The organism is Arthrobacter sp. NPDC058192, assembly GCF_042883665.1.
Classification (GTDB): Bacteria; Actinomycetota; Actinomycetes; order Actinomycetales; family Micrococcaceae; genus Arthrobacter.
This window is the reverse complement of the sequence record NZ_JBHVVJ010000001.1, coordinates 252,471-278,004: the sequence shown is the minus strand read 5'-3', so window position 1 is coordinate 278,004 and position 25,534 is coordinate 252,471. Positions and strand designations below refer to the sequence as shown.

The window sequence follows — 25,534 nt, the reverse complement described above, 5'->3', positions numbered from 1 at the left end:
CGGTTGTCACCCACTGTGCCGCGGGCTAGGTTGATCGTGCCGGATTCCTCCGGACAGGACGCCATTGCACCGGAAGGACTGCCATGACCCTACGCACGGGATTCGCCGAGGGCGAGCTCTGCTGGACGGACCTGCAGACCAGGGACGTGGAAGCGGCCAAGGCCTTCTACTCGGCGGTTTTCGGCTGGCGGTATGAGGACCTGCCCACCCCGGACGGACGCAGTTACGCGCAGGCCTTCCTCGGTGACGCCTTGGTGACGGTGCTCGCCCCGCAAAACAGCCAGCAGGAATCCGCGGGTGAACCGGGCCGGTGGAACGTGTACTTCGCGGTCGACGACGCCCGGGACCTGGCTGCCGAGCTGGCCCATTCCTCCGGTCGGCTTGAATTCGGCCCCGAGGAAATCGGTGACACCGGCGTCATGGTCTTTTTCGCCCCGCCCGGCGGCGGAACCACCGGGGCCTGGCAGGCCGGCAGCCATTTCGGTGCCGCCCGGAGCCAGGAAACGGGCGCCTTGACCTGGGCCGAGCTGCTGACCCCGGAACCGCAGGCCGCCGTCGGCTTTTTCCAGCAGATTTTCGGCCACGAGGTGACCGAATACCCCCAGGACGACGGCGGTACTTACACCACGCTCATGGTGGCCGGCACGGAAGTGGCCGGGATCGCGCGGGTGCCCGGCGATGCGCAGGACACCCTCCAGCCCGGTTGGCAGGTGTATTTCGGGGTGTCCGACGTCGCGGAAGCGGTGCAGGCCGCAGTGGCTGCGGGCGGGGTCGTGCTGATTGAACCGGAGGAGGGCGACGAAGCCGGCAGCATCGCCACCCTCCAAGACCCGCAGGGCGGCGTGTTCAACCTGCTGGAGGTCTGAAGCCCCGCCAGGGAACCCTGCCGGCGTGGGCCCAGCCACCGGCCCCCTTGCTAAGGGGCCGATTTGGAGCACCCGGTGCGTGCCTCGCGGGAGACCTCGGGCTTAGGCGTAGGCGTTGACCAGGCGGACAGCGCCGCCGTCGACACCCTTGGCGCCCTGGACGTAATCCGGGCCCGTCTTCACGATGGAATCCGAGTTCTCCTCCACGGTGCCCATGATCCAGGACGGCAGGCCGCGGTCGTTGAGCCGGTTCACCGCGGCGTCCGCGGCTTCCGGGGACACGATGGCGACCATGCCCACGCCCAGATTCAGGGTGCGCTCGAGGTCGGCGAGGGGCACGTTGCCGAGCTCGGAGACCAGCTTGAAGATGGCCGGCAGTTCCCACGTGGCGCGGTCAACGGTGGCCAGCAGGCCCTGCGGAAGGACGCGGGCCAGGTTGGCCGCGAGACCGCCGCCGGTGACGTGGCTGAAGCCGTGGACGGCCTTCCCGCCTGCGCCGGCGTTGACCGGGAAAGTGCGGGCGAGGTCCAAGCAGTCCGCCGCGTAGACGCGGGTGGGTTCGAGGAGTTCCTCGCCCAGGGTGCGGCCGAGTTCGGAGACCTGGCGGTCCAGGGCCCAGCCTGCGTGGTTGATGACGCGGCGGACCAGGGAGTAGCCGTTGGAGTGCAGGCCGGAGGAGGCCATGCCGATCACGACGTCGCCGGCGCGGACACGGTCCGGGCCGAGCAGGGCATCGGCCTCGACGACGCCGGTAGCGGCGCCGGCGACGTCGTACTCGTGCTCACCCAGCAGGCCGGGGTGCTCGGCGGTTTCGCCGCCCACCAGGGCGGTGCCGGCGACCGAGCAGGCGGCCGCGATGCCGCGGACAATGTCAGCGATGCGCTCGGGCACCACCTTGCCGCAGGCGATGTAGTCGGTCATGTAGAGCGGCTCGGCGCCCACCACCACGATGTCGTCGACCACCATGCCGACGAGGTCGTAGCCGATGGTGTCGTGGATGTCCATGGCCTGCGCGATGGCCACCTTGGTGCCGACGCCGTCGGTGGACGTGGCCAGGAGGGGCCGCTTGTAGGTCAGCAGCCTGGAGACGTCGTAGAGGCCGGCGAACCCGCCGACGCCGCCGATCACCGAGGCGTTGTGGGTTGCCTTGACGGCATCCTTCATGAGTTCGACGGCGCGGTCTCCCGCTTCGACGTCGACGCCGGCGGAGGCGTAGGTGATGCCGGAGTTCTGGGCGGCGTTCATGTCAGCGGCCGGGGAGGCGGAAGTCATACTGGCTCTTTCTTGTCGGCTGTGGTGACGCGGTCGGCATCGGTGAGCAGTTCTTCGAATTCCGAGTCCGGCCCCGGGTCGCAGCCCGTGGCGCCGGCCTTCTCGGCCGGATCCTCGTCCGCGGAGATCGCGGCGCCGGGGTCGGCGTCGGAACCGTCAGACGGTGCCGCAGCGGCCTGCGCGGAAGCGGCAGGAGCCGCGCCGGGCACAGCTGCGGTGGGGCCGGGAAGACCGCCGAGGTCCGTGCGCTCCAGCAGGTTCTTGCCGAGTTTGTCGGCGCCGGGCAGCTCGATCGGGTACTTGCCGGTGAAGCAGGCGGTGCAGAGGCGTTCGCGCGGCTGCCGGGTGGCGTCGATCATGCCATCCTCAGAAATGTAGGCGAGCGAGTCGGCGCCGATCGCCTGGGAGATCTCGTCAATCGTGGCGCCGTTGGCGATCAGTTCCGCGCGGGAGGCGAAGTCGATGCCGTAGAAGCACGGCCACTGCACCGGCGGCGAGGAAATTTTCACGTGCACGGATGCGGCCCCGGCCTCCCGGAGCATCCGGACGATGGCACGCTGGGTGTTGCCGCGAACGATTGAGTCGTCCACCACCACTACGCGCTTGCCGCGGATCACGGATTCCAAGGCGTTGAGCTTCAGTCGGATGCCGAGCTGCCGCAGGGTCTGCGACGGCTGGATGAAGGTTCGGCCCACGTAGGCGTTCTTGACGAAGCCGTGCGCGAACGGGATCCCGGATTCCTCGGCGTAACCGACGGCGGCGGGGGTGCCGGATTCCGGCACCGGAATGACGATGTCCGCTTCCTGGGTGTTCTCGCGGGCCAGCTGGCGGCCCATCTCCACACGGGATTCGTAGACCGAACGGCCGGCGATGGCGGCGTCGGGGCGGGCGAGGTACACGTATTCGAAGACGCAGCCGGCCGGGGTGGCCTCGGCGAAGCGCCGGGCTCGGACGCCGTCCTCGTCGATCGCGATGAATTCCCCGGGCTCGATTTCGCGGATGAAGCTCGCACCGACCGTGGCCAGGGCGGACTGCTCGGAGGCGACCACCCAGCCGCGCTCCAGCCGGCCGAGGCACAGCGGGCGGATGCCGTAGGTGTCGCGGGCGGCGTAGAGGGTGCCCTCATCCATGAAGACGAAGCAGAAGCCGCCCTTGATCTTGGGCAGGAGTTCCATGGCGGTCTGCTCGAGGGACTTGCCCTCTTCACCCTCCAGGAGCGCCGTGACCAGCGCAGTGTCCGAGGTGTTGCCCTGCTTCATTTCGCCGCTGAGGTTGCCGCCGTTGCGGTCCGTGATCATGGCCTTGAGTTCGGCCGTGTTCGTCAGGTTGCCGTTGTGGGCCAGCGCCACGGTGCCCGTGGAAGTGGCGCCGAGGGTGGGCTGGGCGTTGGCCCAGTGGCTCGCACCCGTTGTGGAATAGCGGCAGTGGCCGACGGCCAGGTGCCCGGTCAGGGTGTTCAGCGTCGCCTCGTCGAAGACCTGGGATACGAGGCCCATGTCCTTATAGACGTTGATCCGCTTGCCGTCGCTGGTCGCAATGCCAGCCGACTCCTGACCGCGGTGCTGCAGTGCATACAGCCCGTAATAGGTAAGTTTTGCTACTTCTTCACCGGGTGCCCAGACCCCGAAGACGCCGCATGCGTCCTGGGGGCCTTTTTCGCCCGGGAGAAGATCATGAGAAAGTTTTCCATCGCCGCGTGCCACTGGTCGATTATCTCATGATGTGCGCTAAGACTTTTCCGGCGGCCGGATTATGACCTGCCGCCCAACTCAGGCGCGGTTCCCGCCGTCGGCCTCCGGGGTTTCAGGAGCGGAGTCCGGGACGGGCTCGACGACGGCGCGTTCGGCCCGGCGGACACTCATCCGGTCCAGCACCAGGGCCGCCACGGCACCGAGGATGACGCCGCCGGCCGCGCAAAGAACCATGAAGAAGCCGAAGACCGAGCCGCTGTCGTAGCTGGCATCACCGGGGAGCGTGTAGGCGAGAACGGCGGCGACGATTACGCCCACGAGCCCGCCCAGGATCAGGAAAGGCACGTACTTCGGTGCCCGGCGGACGGTGACCTGGCGGCGCTCCGGGACGGTGCCCGGGGCTGGTTCCCGCTGGGGGTCGGTGCCTGCGGAGCCGGGTGTTTCATGGGGAGACATGCTGTTAAGCCTACTGCCCTTCGACTCATTGCCGGGGACTAATTCGCGGGGCAGACTAGGTGTGGGGGAGGGTCAGGTGCAGACGAGCTAAGGAACCGCCATGTTAGCTTCGGCCGGCCGTATTCGCGACGAGCAGCGTTTGATCTGGGATGAGTTCTCGGCGGGCTGGAAGAAGTGGGACGCTGAACTGCTCGGCTGGCATGCCCCCTTCGGCGCGACCCTGCTCCAGGAAGTCCGGCTGCGGCCCGACGCCTGGGTGCTGGATGTGGCGGCGGGCTCGGGGGAACCCGGACTCAACGCGGCCGAGCAGGTACAGGACGGTCGTGTGGTTCTCGCCGACATCTCCGCCGGGATGCTGCGCGTGGCCCGGGAGAAGGCAGCGGCCCGGGGCCTGAACAATGTGGACTTTGAGGTTTGCGATGCAGCCGCGATGCCCTTTGACGAGAGCGCGTTCGACGCCGTGTACTGCCGCTTCGGTTTCATGTTCTTCCCCGTGATGTCCGCGGCCATGCGCGAGATGGTCCGGACCGCCCGGTCTGGCGGCCGGGTTGGCGCCGTCGTCTGGGGACGGGCTGCGGAGAACCCGTGGGCCAGCCTGATCCTGGGCACAATTGCCAGGCACCGCGAGTTGCCCATTCCGCCGGTGGGAAGTCCCGGGCTGTTCCGCTGCGCACCCACCGGGTTCATGACCCGCATGTTCAGGGACGCCGGGCTCGCGGATGTGGCGGAGTACAAGGTCAGCACCGACCTGGTGCACGAATCCCCGGAGAGCTACTGGGAGTTCATGACTGACATCGCGACCACCATGGCGACGGGGCTGGCCAAGGCGGACGAGGAGTCGCGGGCCTTGATCCGCTCGGACGTCTTCCAGTTGCTGGGCCGCTACGAGCACGACGGCGCCATCCGGCTCAGGTCCACGGCCACGGTGGTGGCCGGGACGAAGCCATAAGCGGCGGGGGTTTTCGCGGCGGTGCGGGGCGGAGAAGAAGCCGCCCGGAGAACTAGACGCCGAGCTCTTCCTTCAGCGCGGCGACGTGCCCCTGGGCCTTGACCTGGTACTGCGCCAGCGTCACCTTGCCCTCAGGGTCCAGCACCACCGTGGAGCGGACGATGCCCTCCGTGATCTCGCCCGCGACCAGCTTCTCGCCCCAGGCGCCGTAGGCCAGGGCAACCGCGTGGTCCTCGTCGGCCAGGAGGGGGAAGGTCAGGGCGAAGTCGCCGGTGAAGTGGGCGAGGGCCTCGGGGGCGTCGGGGGAGATGCCCAGGACCTCGTAGCCCGAACCCTGCAGGGAGGACAGGCTGTCGCGGAAGTCGCAGGCTTCGGTGGTGCAGCCCGGGGTCGCGGCCTGCGGGTAGAAGTACACAATGACGTTCTTGCCGCGGTAGTCGGCCAGGGACACGGGCTTGCCTGCAGCGTCGGGCAGGGTGAATTCCGGGGCCGGCGTGCCGGGCTGGAGCTTGACGGTCCGAGTGGCGCTCATGGGGTGATCCTTCAGGGAGGGGACAACGGGTATGTGGTGCACAACACCGGCATCGCAGACTGTATTCCGCCGGCCGAGCCCATCATGACAGCCTTTTCAAAGCTCAGGCATAGCTGCTGCAGTTAAAGTTGAACCACTATGGAACAGCACACGCCACGGCAACGAGCAGTCGGATCCCGGCGCACCCCAGACGGCAGAACCGAGGGCAGCCGGCCCGGCCGGCTGGCCGGGCGGCCGCGTGTCCTGGTTTGGACGGCCTGCGCCGCGGTACTCGCCGTCGCGCTGGCGGGCGGCTTCTTCTCGACCGCGGAGGCGCGAACGACGGCGGCGGCCACCGGTTTCAACCCAGGCAGTCCCGGGGCGGGCGGCAGCGCTTCGCCGTCAGCCGGCCCCAGCGCGTCGGCCCCGGCGACTGCCCCTGCGGCGCCCATCGACGCCGCGCTGGACTCGAAAATCAACGCCATTCTCGAGGCCAACAGCCAGTACCAGATCGGTGTGGCACTGGTGGACGTGTCCTCCGGGGTCAGCTCCGCGAGCGATGTCCACGAGTACGGGGTCCGGGATGCGTTCGTTGCGGCCAGCACCGCCAAAGTCCTGGCCGCCGCAGCCTACTACCACCTGGTGGAAACCGGCGCCGCCACTCTCGATGACCCGTTGGGGGCTTACACATCCGGGTTCCAGCTCCGCGAAATGATCCAGCAAAGCGACAACGACTCGTGGTCGCTGATCATGAACGCTGTGGGCCACGCGGAACTGACCAACTACGCGGCGTCGATCGGTGTCGACTACGACCCGGAAACCAACACGCTGACCCCTGCCGAAATGGCCACCATCCTGGCCGGCGTCTATTCCGGAACACTTCTGAACGCCGAGGACACCGCCCAGCTGCTGTCCTACATGCAGGACACCAACTACGAAACGCTCATTCCCGCCGCTGTGCCGGACGGAATCACGGTCTTCCACAAGTACGGACTGCTGAACGCCGAACTGCACGACGTCGGCATCCTCGCCCAGGGCGGTACCGCCTACGCCTTGGTGATCTATACCAAGGGCGAAGGCCTCACCGACGATCCGGAACGCAGCGAGGTAATCCGTCAGATCACTAAGACGGTAGCCGGCACCCTGTTTTAGCTTGGCCGTGCTAAGTCCGCGCCGTGCACGCTTTGCCGGGGCTTTCCGTTGGCGCCGGGCTCGGGCCGCCCGGGGTTGCCTGGCGCTGACACCCCACGGCGGATCAGCTTGCCGGCCGGCGTCCGGCCGTCGACCAGAGTGCCGCGCACGAACGTCTGCCGGACGACGCCGGACAGCGCCTTGCCGTCATAGGGGGTGACGGGGTTCTTGTGCTTGAGCTTGGAGACATCCACGACGTAGGCCTCGTCGGGAGCGAAGACGGCAAAGTCGGCGTCGGAGCCCAGCGCGAGCTGGCCCTTGTTGGCGAGGCGTGCCAGCGCGGCCGGCTTCTCGGCCATCCAGGACACCACCTGCTCCAGCGGGATCCCGCGGTGCCGGGCCTCGGTCCAGATCAGGGACAGGCCTAGCTGCAGCGAGGAGACGCCGCCCCAGGCCACCGCGAAGTCCCCGTTTTCCAGGTCTTTGAGGTCGAGGGTGGACGGGGAGTGGTCCGAGACGATGCAATCGATGGTGCCGTCCAGCAGGCCGGCCCAGAGCAGCTCACGGTTGGCGGCCTCGCGGATCGGCGGACAGCACTTGTAGGCGGTGGCCCCGTCGGGGATTTCCTCCGCCGTCAGCGTGAGGTAATGCGGGCAGGTCTCCACGGTGAGGTGGACGCCGTCGCGCTTGGCGCCCGCGATCATGGGCAGCGCGTCCGACGAGGACAGGTGCAGAATGTGCGCCCGCGCGCCGGTCCGGCGGGCGCGTTCGATCACCTCGGCGATGGCCTTGTTCTCGGCACCGCGGGGACGGGAGGCCAGAAAAGTGGCGTAGTGGTGCCCACCCGGCCGGGGTGCGTGGTCGATCGTGTGGGCGTCCTCGGCGTGGACGATCATCAGCGAGTCAAAGGACTTGAGCTCGGCCATGTCCTCTTCCATCTCGTCCGCTTCCAGGTGCGGGAACTCGTCCACGCCGGAGTGCAGCAGGAAACACTTGAAACCGAACACTCCCTCGTCGTGCAGGCCGCGCAGCTCGGGCTTGTTCCCGGGCACGGCACCGCCCCAGAACCCGACGTCCACGAACGCCTGGTCCTCGGCCACCTCGCGCTTGAGCTTGAGCCCTTCCACGGTGGTGGTGGGCGGGATGGAGTTCAGCGGCATGTCGATGATGGTGGTGACTCCACCGGCCGCGGCGGCCCGGGTGGCGGACGCGAAGCCCTCCCACTCGGTGCGGCCGGGCTCGTTGACGTGGACGTGCGTGTCCACGAGGCCAGGGAGGAGCGCTTCGTCGTCGGCGAGTTCCAGGACCTCCGTGCCGGTCAGGGCGCCGCCGAGCGGCTCGATGGCGACGACCACGCCGCCGCGCACACCGACTTCACGCGCCGCGATGCCGGCGGTGGTGAGAATGCGCTTGCCCCGGATGACGAGGTCAAAGCTGTCTTCAGGCATTCAGGGACTCCATTTACGGGGACCTGCTTCGACTATGCACATTTCTACTCTGGCCTCCAGCGAGGCCAGCGGGTAGACCCGCCGCAATCCGGAAACCTTCTGCTCTTTTGGGTGTGCTGAAGGAAGCCCTGTGCGGTCCGGGGGGACATTGAGGGTCCTTCGGATGGGAAACGCCGACGGCGGGCCTACTTTTCGTGTCAATGTGCCCCCGGACGGCCCGATGAAGTAGCTACCCGGAGGAAAGGGCCCGGGTGCGGGTGGGGACTAACCGGCGACGTGCGGGCGGATGGCCCAGGCGAAGGCGGTCTCGGCGGGTTCCTTGTATTCGAGGCCGATGTGGCCCGCATAGCCGAGTTCGCGGCTGCGGCTGATCCATTCGCCCAGCGGCAGGTTCCCGGATCCGGGGGCCCCGCGACCCGGGCTGTCGGCGATCTGGATGTGGCCGAAGTCCCTGGCATGGTCCTCGATGACGGCGCCGACGTCCTCGCCGTTGACCGACAGGTGGTAGAAATCAGCAAGGAGCCTGAGGTTCTCCGTGCCAGTTTCGTCCTTGACCCGGGTGATGACGCCGAGCGCGGCCGCCGCGGTCAGCAGCGGGTAGCGGGGTGCGCCGCTGACCGGCTCCAGCAGCACAGTCCCGCCGATCCGGGCGACGCCGGCAGCGGCGGCCGCCAGGTTGGTTACGGCCAGTTCGTCCTGTTCCTCCGGCAAGTGCCCCTCCTGGCGGTTGCCGTAGAGGGCGTTGAAGGCGGTGCAGCCGAGGCGGCCGCCGATCCCGGCGACGACGTCGACGTTGTCCTGAAATTCGGATCCGCGGCCGATCCAGGACACCAGGCCGCGGTCTCCGCCGGGCATGTCGCCGGCATTGAAGTTCAGGCCCGTGAGCTGGACGCCGGCGTCGGTGATGGCGTTCTCAAAGCGGCTGGTCTCCGCGTCGGTGGGGACGGAGGTTTCGAAGGGCCACCAGAATTCGACGGCGTCAAAACCGGCAGCCTTCGCCGCGGCCGGGCGTTCCAGCAGGGGAAGTTCGGTCAGGAGGATGGAGCAGTTCACGGAGTACGTCATTGTGGTTCCTTCGGGCTGGGGCCGGAGCGGCTCCGGGGGTCCGCGGTTGGCGTTGTTTCCCGGGCTGCCGTCGAAGTCACTTTAGCGCTCGGCCGGCTGTCCTCCCCGCGGTTGAAGACCCCGTTCAGGACGGTGAGCCGCCGGGCCAGCGTATCTTGAGGGCAGGTGTAATCGACAAGGAAGGCGGGTCCCCTTATGGCAGGAATGCCACCGGCCACCGTGGAGGTGAGTGCCGCCGTCGTCCGTTCCCTCGTTCGGGACCAACGGCCCGACCTCGCCGGTCGCGCGCCGGTGCGGGTCGCCAACGGCTGGGACAACGCGACGTTCCGGCTCGGGAACGATCTCGCCGTGCGGCTGCCCCGCCGTGCCGAGGCCGTGCCGCTGATCCTGCACGAGCAGCGGTACCTTCCCGGCGTCGCCGAGCGCTCGCCGGTCCCGGTGCCCGTCCCCGTCCATGCCGGCCAGCCGACGCCGGGCTTTCCCTGGCCGTGGAGCATCGTGCGGTGGGTTCCCGGCGCCCCGGCGGCCGACGTCGAACCGGCGGAGCGCGGCCCGGCCGCCGCAGGCCTTGCTGCTTTCCTGATGTCCCTCCATGTGCCCGCCGGCGCAGGCGTCCCGGTGAATCCTTTCCGGGGTGTGCCGCTCACGGACCGTGATGCGGCCGTACGGGAACGGCTCGGGGACAGGGAATGCTACCCGCAGGCAGCGGAACTGCGGGTGCTGTGGGCGCGGGCCTGCGCCGCCGAAGCGTGGGAGGGCCCGGCGATGATGCTCCACGGGGACCTGCATCCGGGCAACATTCTGCTGGGGGCCGACGGATCCCTGGCCGGCGTGATCGATTTCGGCGACGTCGGGGCCGGGGATCCGGCTGTCGATCTCGCCGTGGGATGGCTGATGTTCGACGCCGGCGCCCGCCGACGCTTCATTGGCGCCTTTGGCCCCTCGGTCGACCGGGACACCTGGACGAGGGCCCGGGGCTGGGCTCTGGTCCTGTCGACGGCCATGCTCAGCAATTCCGACGACAATCCGCGGATGTTCGCCGTGGGCGAGTTCGGGATCCGGCAGGTGCTGGAAGGCTGAGCCCGCCCGCGTTCCCCGTGGCCCCGAGCTAGGTTACGGCTGTGGCGTTGGCCGGCGACCCGGTTGCTCCCGTGATGTTCAGCGGCTTGATGGTGACAAGTGCGTCCCAGCTGCCGGCGGCCTTCATGTGACGGCTGAGCGGGCCGAGGTTCCAGAGTTCGCCCAGGGGGAGGCCGAGTTTGGCGAGGAACTGCTGGTGCATCATGCCGTGGTCGTTGGGTGCGGTGAGGTGGTAGGGGCTGGCAGCAACTGGCGGGAGGCATTCGACGGCAAAGTTGTCCGCGGCGAGGACGGCGAGCTGGGTGTCCCAGACCCAGGCGACGAACTCTGCTGATTGTTCAATGCCGGTGGCCCGGCGGCGGTCGCGGAGGGTGTTTTTGTCCTCGGCCGGGAGCGCAAGGAACCATTCGCACCAGCCTGTGTGCAGCATCAGGATGTCGCCCGGCTGGAGGGTGAGGGATTGCGCGCGGGCGGCGGCCTGGATGAGCCCGAGGCTGAGGGGTTGCCCGGCGGCATGGTCTATTGGCGTGCCCTGGTCCCTGCAGTAGCCGTCGACGTCCAGCAGCACGCCGCGGCCGACGATGGGCTGCTCGGCCCACACCTGGATTCCGAGGGCGGCTGTCCCTTCGCGTATTTCCTCGTCCGGCGTGCCGTTGTAGAAGCCGACGTCGTCGGCCCTGCGGTGCCGGAGCCCGTCGATCTGGGTGGATCCCTGGAGGTAGTACCCGTCGAGATAGTCGTCCCGGTGGGCCGGGTGCGCGGAGTAGATAGTGTGCCGGGGCGCCCGTCGTTTCAGGGACATCCCGGGATCGAATGCGTCGGCAGGGTAGTCCAGGCCGAAGACGGTCCCGGTCCGGATGCAGCTGGCGGCCTCCTTGATTGTCCGGGACTGGATGAAGGACGGGGTGCCGCGCTCGGCGTCGGGAAACAGGCCCCAAGAGGTGCCGGCGAGGTGGCCGGGGCGTTCCAGCAGTTTTTGGTGGGACGGGTAGGTTGTGCCCCCGGTGCCGGTGCCGGTGCCCGCGTCGGTGGCCGTCATGGCAGGCGTACTTCCTGCTGCGGCTGGTCCCGTTTCTTTTTTTCTGTCCTCTTTTCTTCCGTGCCGTAGCTGAGCAGGAACCCGGCGATAGCGCAGACGGAGGCGGCGATGCACGCCGGACCCTTGACGGCGTCGTTGAGGATTGCCAGCCAGTCGCCCTGCCCGGTGAGCAGGGCCAGGGCCTGTCCCGCAACGAAAACGATTCCGGCGATGAGGAGCGCCGCCAGGCTGATGACGAAAACGGCGTTGATGGTGCGTCGAAGCTTCGGCATTTTTACTGTTCCTTAGACGGGGAGGACGCCGACGGCAATCAGCACCCCGATGGCGAGCAGCGGCAGGGCATAGAGGGCGAACAGGCGGGCGAAGGTCTTGATCGGGTCCACGTCGGCGATGCCGCACGCGACGTACAAGGGGGCGCCGCCGGGCGGCACTGCTGCCTCGCAGGAGGAGAACACCAGCACCGCGACTGCCGCGGTGGTTGCCGGCACACCGGCGGCGACGAGGGTGGCAACGCCCACGGTTCCGACGGCGGCCATGGTCGCCGTCGCGGAGAGCGGCGCGGCCACCGCAATGACAATCAGTCCGATCAGGATGGCCAGCAGCCACAGCGGCAGGTTGAACTGGTTCAGCAAGGCCGTCATTTGCTTGGGCAGTCCGGTGGCTGCCAGGGCGTTGGCACCGGCGAAGGCGAAAACCACCGTGACGCCGACGACGCCGAAACGTGGCGCGGACTGCTGCAGGAGGTCCCAGTAAGCCTTCCTGCCGCGCGGCAGCCCCCGCCGTCCCAGAATGAGGCCGGTGATGATGAGTACCACGGGGATCCAGACGATGACGCTGACGGATTTGGTCACGTCGGAGCCAGTCCAGCCGGACAGGAAGTCGGCGATGGCCCCGGAGGTAATGATCAGCGGGACGGCCACAACGATGAATAGGAGCATGGTGGCCCAGCCTTGGGCGAACGCCCGGCGGACGGGCGTTCGATCCGCCGAATCAACGGGTGCCATGTTGGACTGGCGGATCAGCACATACGTGATGATCATGCGGTGCAGGAAGCACCAGAGCCCGCCGATCAGGAGCGGAATGACAAGATCGTTGATCTGAAGCAGCGGCCCGACGGTGGCCGATCCGACCAAGACGAACATGGACGCGCTGAACGGGAAGGTAATGCCCATTCCCGCGTTGCCTGCCACGAGCGTTGCCGCGGACGGCTTGTCGAGCCGGGACTTTTCCATCCACGGGATAGTCACTGAACCCACGGTGGCGGCGATCGCCGCCTGGTTGTGGACCACGCCGCCCAGCCCGGCCGAGGCGATGGTGGAAACCCAGGCAGGGCCGCCCTTGACCCCGCCGATCAGGGAGTTCAGCAGTTCGATGAGCCGGTCCAGAACACCGGTCCATTCCAGCAGGTAGCCCATGAAGACGAACGCCATGGTGGCGTAGACGATCTCGTCGGTCACGGCCGCGTAGAGGGCGTTCCAGCCGGTCTGGGCGGCGGCCGCCCCGGTGAACGGAAGGACAACGAGGAACCCGAGGAGCATCGCTTCGCCGACACTGCGTTTGATGACGGTCGTCCACAGCAGGATGACGGCCAGGTAGGCTCCAAGAGCCCAGATGCCGGTCATCGGGCTGCTCCTTCGGGGTTTGGGTTTGTTTTCGGGTTCATCGTTGATTCCCTATTCATAGATTCTGCCTCATGCGCGTCTAGCGCAGGGCAGCCTCCGGGGCCGGCGCTGCCGCGATGCGTGTCAGCGCTGCAGCCGAGGCCTCCGTCATTTCTGCCGGGACGCCGAGTTCGGCAAGGTAGTTTGCCGTGTCCTGCATTTCCCGGGACCTGCGGACGGCGTGCTTGGACGTTCCCGTGATGAGCCGGTCGATGACTGCCTGGCCGTCGCCGGCGAGCTGGCGGGCGATTTGCTCCCGGATCCATTCCTCGAGGCCCGCGGCCCGGCCGGCCGTGACGGCCTCGACAACGATCGAGGCGAGGCCCTTCATCAGGACGCTGCGCAGCAGCTTGTGGGACATCGCGGCCCCCGGACCGCCGTCGGCAATTTCGACGTCGGTGCCCAGCGGCGTCAGCAGCTCTGCCACCGCGGCCGATCCCGGGCCGCTGACCATGATCGGGGTCTTGGCGCCGAGCGCGGCGACGGGACCGAGGATCGCGACGTCGGCGAAGAGCGCCTGGCTGGGCAGCTGGCTGAGTTCCTGCATGACCGCGGGGGAGGACGAGGTGAGGTCGGCGTAGGTGCTGCCTGCCGGAAGTACGGGCAGGCAATCCTGCGCGACGCTGCGGGCAGCGGCCGCGCCGGTGAGCACCAGAACAATCTCGGCGCCCTGGCACGCTTCAGCGGCCGTGGCTGCCCGGACGATTCCAGGGGTGGAGGGGGCCACGGGGTCGAATCCCGTGACCTGATGGCCGGCGGCAGCCAGTGCCTCGGCGTAGGCTGCTCCTGCCTCGCCCAGGCCGATGATGGTGCACTTTGTCATGGTTTTTCTTTCCTTACGTACTGGTTCTGGCTGCCGCCGGACGGCGATTTCTTGCTGGTGGCGGGTTACTGGCCGCGGGCGGCGATGATGGCGGCCCGGCGGTTGGTCTCGTCGGCGAACACGGCTTCCGCCGCTTCCGCCACGGCCGCCGCCTGCTCTAAGGGGATGACCACGACGCCGTCGGAGTCACCGATGATGATGTCGCCGGGTAGGACGGGAACGCCGCCGAAGGCGACGGGGCCACCGATCCGGTGGGGCCCGTTCTTGTAGGGACCGGCGGGGGTGACGGCCCGGGCGAAGACCGGCATGCCGATTTCACCGAGGGCTTCCGCGTCGCGAGCCGCGCCGTCGAGGGCGAATCCGGCGATCCCGAGGTTGATGGCGCGCTCGCCGATCAGCTCGCCCAGGAGGGCGCGGGACTCGTCGCCGCCGCCAGCCACGACGATCACGTCCCCGGGCTGGGCCGTTTTCAGGGCCTCATGGATGCCCTGATTGTCACCTGGGCGGGTCCAGACGGTGAAGGCGGGTCCGGCGATTTTCGCGCCGGGCCAGATGGCCTGGATCGCCGAGTCCGCCACTCCCAGCCGGTCCATGGCATCGCCGATGTTGGCTGCGGGCAGCTTGGCCAGCCGGTCGACGAGTTCCTGGTCCGGGCGGGTGAAGGTTGTGTCAGCGTCCTGAAGGGCGGGGGTTGTCATAGCGGTGTTTTCCCTAAGGGTGTCGGGGTGGAACTGGGCGGGGCAGGCTATGTCCCGGAGGGATTGGTCCTGCTCCGCCCAGTCCTTCTTCGATCAGTCGTTTATCTGGAATCAGTCTTTTTTCTGGACCAGGGGCAGGACCTTCTTGAAGTCCGCTTCCTGTCCGGCCCAGAACTTCTCGTAGTCGCCGCCGGAGAGGTAGCTGGTCTGCAGGCCGAGGGCGCTCATCTTTTCCTTGACGGCCGGGTCCTCGATGGCCTTCTGCAGTGCGGCTTCGAGCTTCTTGGCGACGGCGTCAGGCAGCCCGGCGGGGGCCGAGTATCCGCGGACGGTGCCGGCTTCGACGTCGTAACCGGATTCCTTGAAAGTGGGGACGTCCGGCAGCGAGGCGGCGCGTTCGGAGGTCATGATGCCCAAGACGCGTGCCTTGTTCTGCTTGGTCAGGTCGGTCACGTCGCTGACGTTCGCCACGAGGACATTGACGTGCTTGCCGAGGAAGGCCGTGGTGGCCTGGGAGGCTCCTTCGGAGAAGTGCACGGGTGCGAATTGGGCGCCGGTGGTCTCCTGGATCTGGGCGAGGGCGAAGTGTTCGCCGGTCTGCAGGCCGGTGGTGCTGGCGGTGATGGATTTCGGCTGCGCCTTGGCGGCGTCGAGGAGTTCCTTCAGCGTCTTGTAGGGGCTGTCCGGGCTAACGGCGATCACTGCAGGGTCAATAACCTGGCGTCCGAGGGGCTGGAAGCTGGCGCGGGTGTACTTGGCGCCGCGGGCCGGGTCCAGGGGGGAGACGACGACCGACGGGGAGCCGGTGGCGCCGATGGTGTACCCGTCGGGCTTGGCGCTGGTCAGTGCGGTGTAGCCAATCTGGCCGCCGGCACCGGGCTTGTTGATGACCTCGACGTTGGTGCCGAGTTCCTTCTCCAGGATCGGCTGGACGAGCCGCGCCGCGGTGTCCACGGCTCCGCCGGAGGAGAAGGCGACGATGAGGTCGATGGACTTGCCCTTCTTCGGGAAGTCGTCCCCAGAGGCTGCATTGTTGGCACTGGCGTTGGCGCCGCAGCCGGTGAGGGCGAGCAGGGCAGCTGCGGCGATGGCGGCGGTTATTTTCTTGCGTGACAAGGTCTTCTCCTTTGAAGGGATGTGCGGGCTAAACGGTTGTTTGGTACTCGGATGTGGGGATGAATCGGGTTTAGGCTTCGGGGTCCTCGGTGAGGGCCTTGGGTTTGCGGAACTTGAGCAGGGGGCTGCAGATGATCAGCACGCCCACGCCGATCAGCACGGCGGAGATGGGGCGGCTCGTGAAGACGCTGAAGTCGCCCTGGGAGATTTCCAGGGATTCGCGCAGGGAGCGTTCCATCAGCGGGCCCAGCACCAGGGTGAGGACCATCGGTGCCAGCGGGATGTCCAGGTTCCTCAGGGCCAGGCCGAGGAGGCCGAAGCCGATCATGACGTAGACGTCGAAGACGCTGAAGTTGATGGTGTAGGCGCCGATGACCATGAAGAGCAGGATCAGGGCGGTCAGGATGGGGGCGGGAACGCGCAGGATGGAGGTCCACAGGCCGACGAGGGGGACGTTGAGCAGGAGCAGCAGCACGTTGCCGATGAAGAGGCTGGCGATGATGGCCCAGGCGATCTCGGAGTGGTCGGTGAACAGGGCGGGCCCGGGGGTCAGGCCCTGCTGGAGGAACGCGCCCATCAGCACCGCGATGGTCGGGGATGCCGGGATGCCGAGGGTGAAGAGCGGGATCAGTGCGGCGTTGGCGTGGGCGTTGTTCGCTGTTTCGGGGCCGGCGACGCCTTCCACTGCGCCCTTGCCGAGTTGGTGGCGGAAGCGGGAGAACTTCTTTTCCGCGGCGTAGGACAGCAGGGAGGAGACCGATCCGGTCATGCCCGGAATGAGGCCGAGACCGAAGCCGACACCGGTGCCCCGGGCCATGGCGGGGGCGCTGCGGCGCCATTCCGTCCGGGTCGGGAGCAGGGAGCGCATGCCGGGGGCATGGACCAGCGGGGTCTCCGCGTTCTTGCGGTAGGACAGGATTTCGGAGAGTCCGAAGACGCCGACGATGACGGCGACGAAGCTGACGCCGTCCAGGAGCCGGTCCATGCCGAAGGTGAAGCGCGGCGCGCCGGCCACCGGGTCGATGCCGACCATGGAGATCAGCAGGCCCAGGGCGCCGGAGATGATGGCCTTGACCATGGACTTGCCGGCCAGGGCCACCAGCAGGGAGATCCCGACGACCATGAGCGCGAAGAACTCCGGCGGCCCGACGAGCAGACCCAGTTCACCCAGGGGTTTGGCGGCCGCGACCAGGCCGATGGTGGCGATGGTCCCGCCGACGAAGGATCCCACGGCGGCCAGCGTCAGCGCCGCACCGGCCCTGCCGATCTTGGTCATGGCGTAGCCGTCGATGGTGGTGATCGCCGAGGACGCCTCCCCCGGGGTGTTCAGAAGGACGCTGGTAATGGTGCCGCCGTACTGGGTGCCGTAGAAGATGGCGCACAGCATGATGATCGAGCCGGCGGGATCCAGGTTCAGGGTGAGCGGGATGAGCAGCGCCACGCCGGCCACGGGGCCGACGCCGGGAAGGACTCCGATGATGGTGCCGAGCAGGCAGCCCAGGAAGGCAAAGAGGAGGTTCTGCCAGGTCATGGCGGTGGCGAAGCCGCCGAGCAGTTCGTTGATTGTGTCCACGTCTAGAGTCCGATCAGGTTCAGCGGAGCGAAGGCCGACACGGGAAGGGCGACGTTCAGCCCGTAGTTGAAGGCATAGAACGCGCCGACGCTTCCGGCCAGGGCGATGATCAGCGAGGACACCCAGGTCCGGCGGCCGCGCAGTTTCAGGTGATAGAGCAGGAACAGGAACATGCTCAGCTGGAAGCCCAGCAGGTCCATGACGGACGCCAGGACAACAAGGCTGACCACGACCGAGGTCACCACGCCCCGGTCGATTGCCTCGGCCCGCTCGCTCGGTCGGCGCAGCTCCTGGACCAGCCAGAGTGCGGACATGGCGACCAGCACGCCGCCCATGGCGAACGGGAACAGTCCGGGACCGGGTCCCAGCGAGGTCCACAGGCCCAGGCCGACCGAGCTGACCAGAACATAGACGCCGACGGCGGTAAACGCGCCGATGCCGCAAAGCACCGACGGGGCGATGCGCACGGCGCGCCCGGGCTCTGTCAGTAGTGACTCCGTTGTCATCGTTTCCTTCTTACATTCCGTGATCGTTCATTTCATTCTATGAAAGAACATTTCGTCAGAAGAAATAGTGACACGGCCCACAGGGAGTGTCAAGCGGTCCTCAGCGGACGGGAAGTTACATAGAATGAAAGAATGACGGCCACCAGCACACGATCCGGCGCTGCAGCGGAAGACGGCTCCAAGCCTTCGAACATGCGCTCGCTCTCGCGGGCGATGGAAGTCTTCGCCGAGTTGCAGCGGGCCGACCGGCCCCAGCGGCTGAGCGACCTGGCGAGGACCTGTGGCATGAGCCTGCCGACGACACTGCGGATCCTGCGCGTCCTGCAGGACTTCGGCATGGTCAGCCAGATCGACAAGACCTACCGGGTCGGGCCGGCCGTGCTTCCCGCAGCGCGCAGCTACCTGGAGAACGACCCCCTGGTGACATCATCGCGTCCGGTGCTGCAGCAAGTCGCTGCGCAGACGGGAATGACCGCCTCCCTGTACACCCGCCTTGGTTACGAGCGCATCCTGGTAGCACGCGTCGACGGCGACGCCCCGCTCCGGTACGACATGCCTCTGGGCAAGCGGCTTCCGCTCACCGTCGGCGCCGCCGGCAAGATCCTGCTTGCGGGCGCCCCGGACAGCCATCTGCAGGAAGTGGTGCAGGCCGCGGTGGCCGCCGGACACGAACCGCCAACCTTCAGCCTGGCCGAGCTCAAAGCGCGCCTTCCCGAACCCGGAACGGACTACGCCTACTCGGCCGACGAACGCGCCACAGGAGTGCTCTCGGTCGCGATCGCCATCAGCAGGTCCGGGCTGCCCAGCGAGTCCATCGCCCTGACCAGTCCGGTGGAAGCGGTCACGGAGGACGGCCTGATGGCGGGCATCCCGGAGTTGCGCCGCGCGGCGGCACGCCTCGCGGAACTGCTCGAGGGGACCGCCTACTGAGCGTCACCGCATGGGGGCGGTTCGAACGTATTTAGTGTTAACAGCGCATTCGTCGGGCGCGTGACCGGCGCCGTACCGGAAGGCGGATTTCGAATCGGCATCAATGCCACCAGCCACCGTGGAGGTGAGTGCATCCTACGGTTCCGGCACTGCGGCTATTTTGTCGGTGGTCGCTGAAATGCTGTTGGTATGGAAGGCACGGCAGTTGTCGGGACGGTGGAGGCCATCGAGACCTCCGTCTCCGCGCTGGCTGCCCTTGCCGGACACCGGGCCGGGGACCCAGCTTCGACGAGTGCTGACCCGCTCCGCGATCAGGCGGACGCGTGCCTGGACGGCATGGCCGAGGTGGGCAGGATGGAGGCCCGGCTTGCCGCTCTGAAAGTCCACTTCACCGCCGGATACGCCAGCGCTGCAGAAGCAATGGCAAAGCCGGCGGAGTCCCCGCAGGAGCGCACCGCCCAAGAGATGGCCGTGAGGGCCGAGGTTGCCTGCGCCCTGACAGTGAGTGAAGCAACGGCCGCGGCGCTTCTGGCCGAATCCACTGCCCTGACCACGGTGTTGCAGCGGACCCTTGCCGGGCTGCAAGCAGGCACCCTGTCCTGGCAGCACGCGCGGGTGATGTGCGACGAAACGTCTGGGCTGGAGCCCGCGGCCGCTGCTGCCCTAGAAGGCCATTTCTTGGACCCTGATGCTCCCGGGGCCGCGCGCGGTTGCCCTGCCGGAGAGCTGGTGCCGTCCCGGTTTCGGGCCAAGGCACGCAGGTGGCGGGAACGGCACCACCCGGTCAGTATCGAGGAACGACACCGCCGCAGTGCCCTGGACCGTCGGTTGGAGTGCGTCCCGGACCGGGACGGGATGGCCTGGCTTGCCTCGTACCTGCCCGCGGATGCGGCGGAAGGCATCTGGTCCCGGGCCACTGAAGCAGCACGCGCACTGCAGGGCCCGGACGAGGCGCGGACGCTGACGCAGCTGCGCGCGGACGTCGCCGCCGACTGGCTCCTGCGCGGTGTCGCGGAAGGAACGCCGTCGCCAACGGCCCAAGTGCTCATCACCGTTCCGGTGTTATCGCTCCTGGGTGCCGGAGAGGAACCGGCTGTGCTGGACGGGTATGGGCCCGTCCCGGCGAGCGTGGCCCGCCGGCTTGTCGGAGAGGGCGCCGAGTCGTTCATGCGGGTGCTGACTGATCCGCGCAGCGGCGCGCCGCTGGAGATCGGACGGGCCAGCTACCGGATTCCGAAGGCGATGCGCCAATGGCTGCGGCTGAGAGACGGACGGTGTCCTTTCCCCGGTTGCAACAACCATTCCCTGGACAACGAGGGCGACCACCTCTTGGCGTGGTCCGACGGCGGGGGCACGGGCATCTCCAACCTTGGCCAGCCGTGCCGCAAGCACCACCGCCTCAAACACACCACACGCTGGGAACCGGTTGAGGCGACCCGGGATGAACCACCCGGCTGGATCTCGCCCTCGGGTCGCTACTACCGCAGCGAATACCAGGACTGGGAACCACCGGACTGGCCTCATGAGCTCGAAAGCTTCGACCCGCCGTTGCCAGTCGATCCCTTTCCTGACTGGGCATCATTCACGGCCGCCTAAAACCCGGCCGCACCAGATCAACGAAATACCAGAGTTCAGCTGTGTGAGGGGCCGATTGCTCCTCACACAGCCTGCAAAACTTAGGTCAGACGGATCTGGCGGTTGACGTCCTTGTACAGCAGGTAGCGGAAGTTGCCCGGGCCGCCGGCGTAGCAGGCCTGGGGGCAGAAGGCACGCAGCCACATGAAGTCGCCGGCCTCCACCTCCACCCAGTCGTCGTTGAGCCGGTACACCGCCTTGCCCTCCAGTACGAAGAGCCCGTGCTCCATGACATGGGTTTCGGCGAACGGGATGGAGGCCCCGGGTTTGAAGGTGACGATGTTGACGTGCATGTCGTGCGCGAGGTCATCCGGATCCACGAAGCGGGTGGTGGCCCAGGCCCCGTCGGTGCCCGGCATCGGCCGCGGTTCGACGTCCTGGTCGCGGGTCACGAAGGATTTCGCAGTGTGGCCCGCCAGCCGCTCATATGCCTTCCGGATCCACTGGAAGCTGGCGATCTCGCCGGTCTCGTTCGCCACGGACCACTGCGCCCCCGCGGCGAGGTAGGCGTAGCCGCCTTCGCCGAGCCGGTGGATTTCCCCGTCGAGGGTCAGTGCCAGCGCGCCCCTGGTCAGGAATAGAACGCCCTCGACGCCGGCCTCCGGTTCGGGTTTCGCGGAGCCGCCACCCGGGCCCACCTCGACGATCAGCTGCGAGAACGTGGTGGCAAATCCGGCGATGGGCCGGGCGAGGATCCAGGAGCGGGTGTTGGTCCAGCCCGGCAGATTGCTCGTGACGATGTCCCGCAGCGCGCCCTTGGGGATGACCGTGTAGGCCTCCTTGACCACGGCGCGGTCGGAGAGGATCTGGGTCTGCGGCGGAAGCCCGCCCTCGGGGTAGAAGTAGTTGCTCATGCGTGCGTTCCTTTTGCTCAGGAGGTGTGCCCAGGAGGAGGCGTGCTCAGGGGCCGGGGGAGCCGGCCCCCCGCGGATGGGCCAGTGCCGTAAGTTGGGGGAGCCCGACGCCGGCCAGCGCCGGGACTTCGTCGGCACCGACGGCGCCGCACTGGACGCCGCGCAGCACGAAGGCTGCCAGGGCACGGGCGGTGGCTGGTTCATCCAGGACGCCGCCGCCGGTTTGCTCCACGTAGCTGCGGAGCCGGGACGCGGCGGCGGGGAGCCCTTGCCGGTAGAAGGCATAGGTCGCGGCGAACCGGCTGGGCAGCTGGGCCGGGTGGAGATCCCAGCCCTGGTAGTAGCCGCGCTCCAGGGAACGGCGGACCAGCCGGCCGTGGAGCTGCCAGGCCTGCTCCACGTTGTCGCCCACCGGGAGGATGTTGGTGGAGCCGTCGGAGAGTCGGATCCCGGTGCCCGCCACGGCCAGCTGCATGACTTCCTTGGCGAAGTCCGCCACCGGATGCTCCATGGACTGGTATTCGGCGGAAATCTGCAGCGACGCCGAGTAATCGTAGGTCCCGTAGTGCAGACCGCTGATCCGGCCGGGAACCACGTGCGGCAGGCGTGCCACCGGCGAGGTGCCGTCCGGGCCTAGGACGAGCTGCGGCGTCTCCACCTGCACCTCAAAGCGGAGCCGGCCCGCGGGCAAGGAGTGGACTTCCTCAAGCCGGGACACGGCGAAGTCCATGGCCTCCACCTGTGCCACGGTGGTGACCTTGGGCAGGGTGAGGATGAGGCCGTCGGGGAGTTCGCCGGCGGCGGCCAGCTGTGACACGAAGAGGTCCAGGGTTCGCAGGCCCCGGGCGCGGGTGGCGGCTTCGAAGCACTTGAAGCGGATGCCGATAAACGGCGGCGCGATGCCGGTAGCGACGGCCGCAGCCACCGCTGACGCCGCGGCGAGGGCGGCGTCGTCCTCGGCGTCGTCGCCGCGGTCCCCGAATCCGTCCTCGAAGTCCAGGCGGAGGTCCTCGATCGGCTCGCGGGCCAGCTTGGCTCGGACGCGCGGCGCGACGGCGGCGGCCAGTTCGGTGTCCTGGCCCAGCAGCGCGCACAGGCTTTCGATCCCGCCGCGGGCCTCCGCCGCGGCCACGGCCATGGCGCCCCAGTCGGCGGCGAACCCGGGGCTGAAACGGTCGGCCGGAACGTAGACGGTGTGCACCGGCTGGCGGGATCCGTCGTCGCCCGGGTAGTTGCGCTCGAGCAGCCGGTCGGTGCCGGCCAGCTGCGCGTCGATCCGGGCGAGGTCCGCCCCGGAAAGGGCAAGCGTTCCCGGACCCAGGTTCCTCGCCTGACTCCTTGCCTGGCGGTGTGCCTGGCGCTGTGCCTGTGCCTGCGGCCCTCCGCTGGCCGAGGCGTCTGCCATGCCTCAGCCCACCAGCTCGTACGCCGGGGTGGTGAGGAAATCGGTGTAGTCCTCCGACAAGCAGATCTCACCGATCAGGCGGCTGGCGGGCTGGTAGTGCCGGGCGAAGGCTTCCTCGCCCACCTCACCGCGCAGTTTCTCAGTTTCCTCGGCGAGGATGGCGGAGACGAGCTCGCGGGTGACCGTGCGTCCGGTGTCGGCCAGCACCACACTGTTGCGGATCTGCTGCCAGACCTGGGACCGCGAGATTTCCGCCGTCGCCGCGTCCTCCATCAGGTTGTGGATGGCCACGGCGCCGTTTCCGGAGATCCAGACGGCGGTGTAGGCCATGGCCACGTAGAGGTTCAGCCGCAGGCCGGCCTCGGTCACCTGGCCCCGGGCGGACCGGATGTCCAGCAGCTGGTCGGCGGTGACGCTGACCTCGGGCCGCTGCTTGTCGATCTGGTTGGGCCGCTGGCCCAGAACGGAGTCGAACACCTCCTGGCAGACCGGCACCAGGTCCGGGTGCGCCACCCAGGAGCCGTCGAAGCCGTCGCCGGCCTCGCGCGTCTTGTCCGCCCGCACCTTCTCGAAGGCCTGCGCGGTCACCTCGGGTTCGCGCCGGTTGGGAATCACCGCTGCCATGCCGCCCATGGCAAAGGCGCCGCGGCGGTGGCAGGTCTTGACCAGGAGCTCGGTGTAGGCACGCATGAACGGCGCTGTCATGACGATCGAAGCGCGGTCGGGCAGGATAAAGCTTTCACCGGCGTCGCGGAAGTACTTGATGATGCTGAACAGGTAGTCCCAGCGGCCGGCGTTCAGACCTGAGGCGTGGTTGCGGAGTTCGTAGAGGATCTCGTCCATCTCGAAGGCCGCCGGGATGGTCTCAATCAGGACGGTGGCGCGGATGGTGCCTTGCGGAATACCGATGAAGTCCTGGGCGAAGACGAAGATCTCGTTCCAGAGCCGTGCCTCAAGGTGGCTCTCCATTTTGGGCAGATAGTAGTAGGGGCCGTGACCGTTTGCCAGGAGCCGCTGGGCGGTGTGGAAGAAGTGCAGACCGAAGTCCACCAGCGCGCCGATGGTGTGTTCCCCGTTGATCAGCAGGTGCCGTTCCCCCATGTGCCAACCGCGGGGACGGGCCACTACGACGGCGAGCGGACCGTCGGTGCGTAGCGCGTACTCCTTGCCTTCGGGCGAGGTGTACTTCAGGGTTCCGTCTGCGGCGTCGCGGAGGTTGAGGATCGATTCGACCACGTTGGCCCAGGTGGGCGTGCTGGCGTCCTCAAGGTCGGCGAGCCACACCTTCGCGCCGGAGTTCAGCGCGTTGATCGCCATTTTGGCCGGGGCGGCCGGTCCGGTCATCTCAACCCGGCGGTCCTGCAGCGCCGCGGGCGCCGGAGCGACGCTCCAATCGGCGTCGCGGATCTCCTGGGTCTCCGGCAGGAAGTCCAGGCGGCCGGTCCGGGCGACGCGCTCGCGCTTGATGGCGCGGGCCTTGAGCAACTCGTCGCGGGTCCCGGCAAAGCGGAGGTGAAGTTCCTCGACGAAGGCGAGCGCTTCCGGTGTCAGTATTTCCCCGGCCCGGTCGACGGGCTGGGGATCGGTGACGGTGAGAGCCATTTCTGGTCCTTTCGGGCTTGAATGGAGCGATCGCCGGGCCGACCTCCGGGGTCGGTTGGCCATGGCGAACACATTAGCGTCCTTGGCCGTGGGCGCAACGTGTTCCTCGCCGGTGACGTGGGGGGCCTGTATCTGAAGCAAGGCCGGACGGTCTAGCAGAAGCCGGCAATCCCGCTCCAGGCGATCTCTGCAGGAGCGGTGTCGTCTCGCTGGACTGTGGCCTCGATCAGGCCGTAGGGACGGTCAGCGGCGAAGAAGACCTCATTCGGGTTGTCGAGGCCAAATGGTGAGAGGTCGACAAGGAAGTGGTGCTTGTTGGGCATGGAGAACTTGATCTCGTCGATTCCGGGGTGCGCTTCCAGGATCTTGGCGCCCATGTCGAAAAGGGTCTGCTGCAGGGCGTGGGAGTAGTTTTCGCTGAAGCCTTCCAGCAGCAGGCTCCTGACCTCGTCGTAGCTCTTGTTGAAGTCGAGCGTGCCGAAATCGGTGCCTGTCTTGAAGCGCCAGCGGGCGGATACCTCGGTGGCCAGGATGCGGTCAGCGGTTTCCGGGAGGGTGGTGTATTTGTCCCGCGGGAAGCCGCTGAAGCCCGACTGGGTCGACTTCAGTACGGTGAGGTCCTTGAGCCCGGCGATGAGGTGTTCGGTTGCGCCGTCGCGGACCAGGACAGCAGTACGGACTTCCTGGCCGCTGCGGACGAAGGAGTGGCGGTGCCCGGTTCCGTGGGCCTGGATCCGGTCCCATTTGTAGGACTCGGCCGCCCAGCGGCCGCCGCTGACCCAGTCGAAGCTCGAGGTGAAGTGCTTGCCCAGCCGGAGCAGGAAGGCCTCGGGGGAGCCGATGCCCTCCCGGGCGAAGGCGTAGATGGTGTTCTTCTGGGTGTCCGTGGCCACCACATGGCTGTTGTCGCCGTCGAGGTGGGCGGCTGCAAAGTCCCCGCGCAGCTGCGAGGTGACGTTCAGGTCTTCGATTTCATGGCGGTCGGTGTCCCTGGTGATCTTGACGACCCGGACTTCCGCTTTGCCGTACTGGTTGTGGCCTAGGACGATCTTGTTGCTCATGGTCTGGTTCCCAACTTCAGGATGTGGCACCAGAGTCCCACATGGAATTAAGGTGTACATGACTTTCCGGAAAACCGGTTGTGGCCGCGCGGCCGCGACCTTGACTGCTGGCAGAAATTCATAGATCGAAACCGGGGTTCCGCCGAAATGCAGGCGCCGGCC

The 25,534-nt window shown here is 67.7% G+C and carries 23 protein-coding genes and 1 pseudogene; 6 read left to right on the top strand and 18 right to left on the bottom strand.

Features of this window, described 5'->3' with window-relative positions; all coding sequences use genetic code 11:
- Nucleotides 1-83 precede the first annotated feature (83 nt).
- Complete coding sequence (locus ACFVVK_RS01335; RefSeq protein ID WP_390262326.1) at nucleotides 84-866, top strand: VOC family protein; 783 nt, start codon at nucleotides 84-86, stop codon at nucleotides 864-866.
- 102 nt (nucleotides 867-968) lie between these two features.
- Here ACFVVK_RS01335 and purM read toward each other — a convergent pair whose 3' ends face one another.
- The 3 genes from purM to ACFVVK_RS01320 form a co-directional block, all read right to left on the bottom strand.
- On the bottom strand, nucleotides 969-2,138 hold the full coding sequence (purM, locus tag ACFVVK_RS01330; RefSeq protein ID WP_390262324.1) for a phosphoribosylformylglycinamidine cyclo-ligase: 1,170 nt from the start codon (nucleotides 2,136-2,138) through the stop codon (nucleotides 969-971).
- On the bottom strand, nucleotides 2,135-3,841 hold the full coding sequence (purF, locus tag ACFVVK_RS01325) for an amidophosphoribosyltransferase (protein WP_390262321.1): 1,707 nt from the start codon (nucleotides 3,839-3,841) through the stop codon (nucleotides 2,135-2,137). The genes purM and purF overlap by 4 nt, the downstream gene beginning before the upstream one ends.
- 66 nt (nucleotides 3,842-3,907) lie before the next feature.
- On the bottom strand, nucleotides 3,908-4,285 hold the full coding sequence (locus ACFVVK_RS01320; protein ID WP_390262319.1) for a hypothetical protein: 378 nt from the start codon (nucleotides 4,283-4,285) through the stop codon (nucleotides 3,908-3,910).
- Nucleotides 4,286-4,385: 100 nt separating this feature from the next.
- Between ACFVVK_RS01320 and ACFVVK_RS01315 the strand changes: the two genes are divergently transcribed.
- Complete coding sequence (locus ACFVVK_RS01315) at nucleotides 4,386-5,234, top strand: class I SAM-dependent methyltransferase (protein WP_390262317.1); 849 nt, start codon at nucleotides 4,386-4,388, stop codon at nucleotides 5,232-5,234.
- Nucleotides 5,235-5,286: 52 nt separating this feature from the next.
- Here ACFVVK_RS01315 and bcp read toward each other — a convergent pair whose 3' ends face one another.
- Nucleotides 5,287-5,766, bottom strand: a complete 480-nt coding sequence (gene bcp, locus ACFVVK_RS01310; protein ID WP_390262315.1) for a thioredoxin-dependent thiol peroxidase — start codon at nucleotides 5,764-5,766, stop codon at nucleotides 5,287-5,289.
- A gap of 138 nt (nucleotides 5,767-5,904) precedes the next feature.
- On the opposite strand from bcp, the gene ACFVVK_RS01305 reads away from it, so the two are divergent.
- Complete coding sequence (locus ACFVVK_RS01305) at nucleotides 5,905-6,897, top strand: serine hydrolase (protein ID WP_390262312.1); 993 nt, start codon at nucleotides 5,905-5,907, stop codon at nucleotides 6,895-6,897.
- A gap of 92 nt (nucleotides 6,898-6,989) precedes the next feature.
- Here ACFVVK_RS01305 and allB read toward each other — a convergent pair.
- Both allB and ACFVVK_RS01295 read right to left on the bottom strand, forming a co-directional pair.
- Nucleotides 6,990-8,324: pseudogene (gene allB / locus ACFVVK_RS01300) on the bottom strand (allantoinase AllB); the annotation flags it as partial.
- A gap of 264 nt (nucleotides 8,325-8,588) precedes the next feature.
- Nucleotides 8,589-9,389, bottom strand: a complete 801-nt coding sequence (locus tag ACFVVK_RS01295) for a hydroxypyruvate isomerase family protein (RefSeq protein ID WP_390262309.1) — start codon at nucleotides 9,387-9,389, stop codon at nucleotides 8,589-8,591.
- Nucleotides 9,390-9,584: 195 nt separating this feature from the next.
- On the opposite strand from ACFVVK_RS01295, the gene ACFVVK_RS01290 reads away from it, so the two are divergent.
- Nucleotides 9,585-10,469: an aminoglycoside phosphotransferase family protein gene (locus ACFVVK_RS01290; RefSeq protein WP_390262307.1), complete on the top strand. Its 885-nt coding sequence runs from the start codon at nucleotides 9,585-9,587 to the stop codon at nucleotides 10,467-10,469.
- 28 nt (nucleotides 10,470-10,497) lie between these two features.
- Here the strand turns inward: ACFVVK_RS01290 and ACFVVK_RS01285 are convergent, their stop codons facing one another.
- From ACFVVK_RS01285 to ACFVVK_RS01250, 8 genes are all read right to left on the bottom strand, one after another.
- Nucleotides 10,498-11,508, bottom strand: a complete 1,011-nt coding sequence (locus ACFVVK_RS01285; RefSeq protein ID WP_390262304.1) for a cyclase family protein — start codon at nucleotides 11,506-11,508, stop codon at nucleotides 10,498-10,500.
- Nucleotides 11,505-11,780 carry a hypothetical protein gene (locus ACFVVK_RS01280; protein WP_390262302.1) on the bottom strand — a complete coding sequence of 92 codons (276 nt, stop codon included), beginning with the start codon at nucleotides 11,778-11,780 and terminating at the stop codon, nucleotides 11,505-11,507. The genes ACFVVK_RS01285 and ACFVVK_RS01280 overlap by 4 nt, the downstream gene beginning before the upstream one ends.
- 12 nt (nucleotides 11,781-11,792) lie before the next feature.
- Nucleotides 11,793-13,130, bottom strand: coding sequence for a TRAP transporter large permease subunit (locus tag ACFVVK_RS01275; protein WP_390262299.1), 1,338 nt, complete (start codon nucleotides 13,128-13,130; stop codon nucleotides 11,793-11,795).
- A gap of 79 nt (nucleotides 13,131-13,209) precedes the next feature.
- Nucleotides 13,210-13,992, bottom strand: a complete 783-nt coding sequence (locus ACFVVK_RS01270) for a DUF1932 domain-containing protein (RefSeq protein WP_390262297.1) — start codon at nucleotides 13,990-13,992, stop codon at nucleotides 13,210-13,212.
- Nucleotides 13,993-14,057: 65 nt separating this feature from the next.
- Complete coding sequence (locus ACFVVK_RS01265) at nucleotides 14,058-14,690, bottom strand: RraA family protein (protein WP_390262294.1); 633 nt, start codon at nucleotides 14,688-14,690, stop codon at nucleotides 14,058-14,060.
- Between the two features lie 111 nt (nucleotides 14,691-14,801).
- Entirely contained in the window at nucleotides 14,802-15,806 is a 1,005-nt protein-coding gene (locus tag ACFVVK_RS01260; RefSeq protein ID WP_390262291.1) for a tripartite tricarboxylate transporter substrate binding protein, read from the bottom strand.
- Between the two features lie 70 nt (nucleotides 15,807-15,876).
- Complete coding sequence (locus tag ACFVVK_RS01255; RefSeq protein ID WP_390262288.1) at nucleotides 15,877-17,379, bottom strand: tripartite tricarboxylate transporter permease; 1,503 nt, start codon at nucleotides 17,377-17,379, stop codon at nucleotides 15,877-15,879.
- Between the two features lie 2 nt (nucleotides 17,380-17,381).
- On the bottom strand, nucleotides 17,382-17,885 hold the full coding sequence (locus tag ACFVVK_RS01250) for a tripartite tricarboxylate transporter TctB family protein (protein WP_390262286.1): 504 nt from the start codon (nucleotides 17,883-17,885) through the stop codon (nucleotides 17,382-17,384).
- Nucleotides 17,886-18,017: 132 nt separating this feature from the next.
- On the opposite strand from ACFVVK_RS01250, the gene ACFVVK_RS01245 reads away from it, so the two are divergent.
- A complete protein-coding gene (locus ACFVVK_RS01245; protein ID WP_390262284.1) occupies nucleotides 18,018-18,815 on the top strand; it encodes an IclR family transcriptional regulator in 798 nt (265 codons plus the stop codon).
- 189 nt (nucleotides 18,816-19,004) lie between these two features.
- Nucleotides 19,005-20,411, top strand: coding sequence for a DUF222 domain-containing protein (locus ACFVVK_RS01240; RefSeq protein WP_390262282.1), 1,407 nt, complete (start codon nucleotides 19,005-19,007; stop codon nucleotides 20,409-20,411).
- Between the two features lie 80 nt (nucleotides 20,412-20,491).
- Here the strand turns inward: ACFVVK_RS01240 and ACFVVK_RS01235 are convergent, their stop codons facing one another.
- The 4 genes from ACFVVK_RS01235 to pucL all read right to left on the bottom strand — a co-directional run bounded on the left by ACFVVK_RS01235 (nucleotide 20,492) and on the right by pucL (nucleotide 25,372).
- Nucleotides 20,492-21,304, bottom strand: coding sequence for a bifunctional allantoicase/(S)-ureidoglycine aminohydrolase (locus tag ACFVVK_RS01235; RefSeq protein ID WP_390262280.1), 813 nt, complete (start codon nucleotides 21,302-21,304; stop codon nucleotides 20,492-20,494).
- Between the two features lie 46 nt (nucleotides 21,305-21,350).
- A complete protein-coding gene (locus ACFVVK_RS01230; RefSeq protein WP_390262277.1) occupies nucleotides 21,351-22,709 on the bottom strand; it encodes a DUF6986 family protein in 1,359 nt (452 codons plus the stop codon).
- A 3-nt stretch (nucleotides 22,710-22,712) separates the two neighbouring features.
- Nucleotides 22,713-24,311, bottom strand: coding sequence for a malate synthase A (gene aceB, locus ACFVVK_RS01225; RefSeq protein WP_390262274.1), 1,599 nt, complete (start codon nucleotides 24,309-24,311; stop codon nucleotides 22,713-22,715).
- Nucleotides 24,312-24,463: 152 nt separating this feature from the next.
- A complete protein-coding gene (pucL, locus tag ACFVVK_RS01220; protein ID WP_390262271.1) occupies nucleotides 24,464-25,372 on the bottom strand; it encodes a factor-independent urate hydroxylase in 909 nt (302 codons plus the stop codon).
- Between the last annotated feature and the right edge of the window lie 162 nt (nucleotides 25,373-25,534).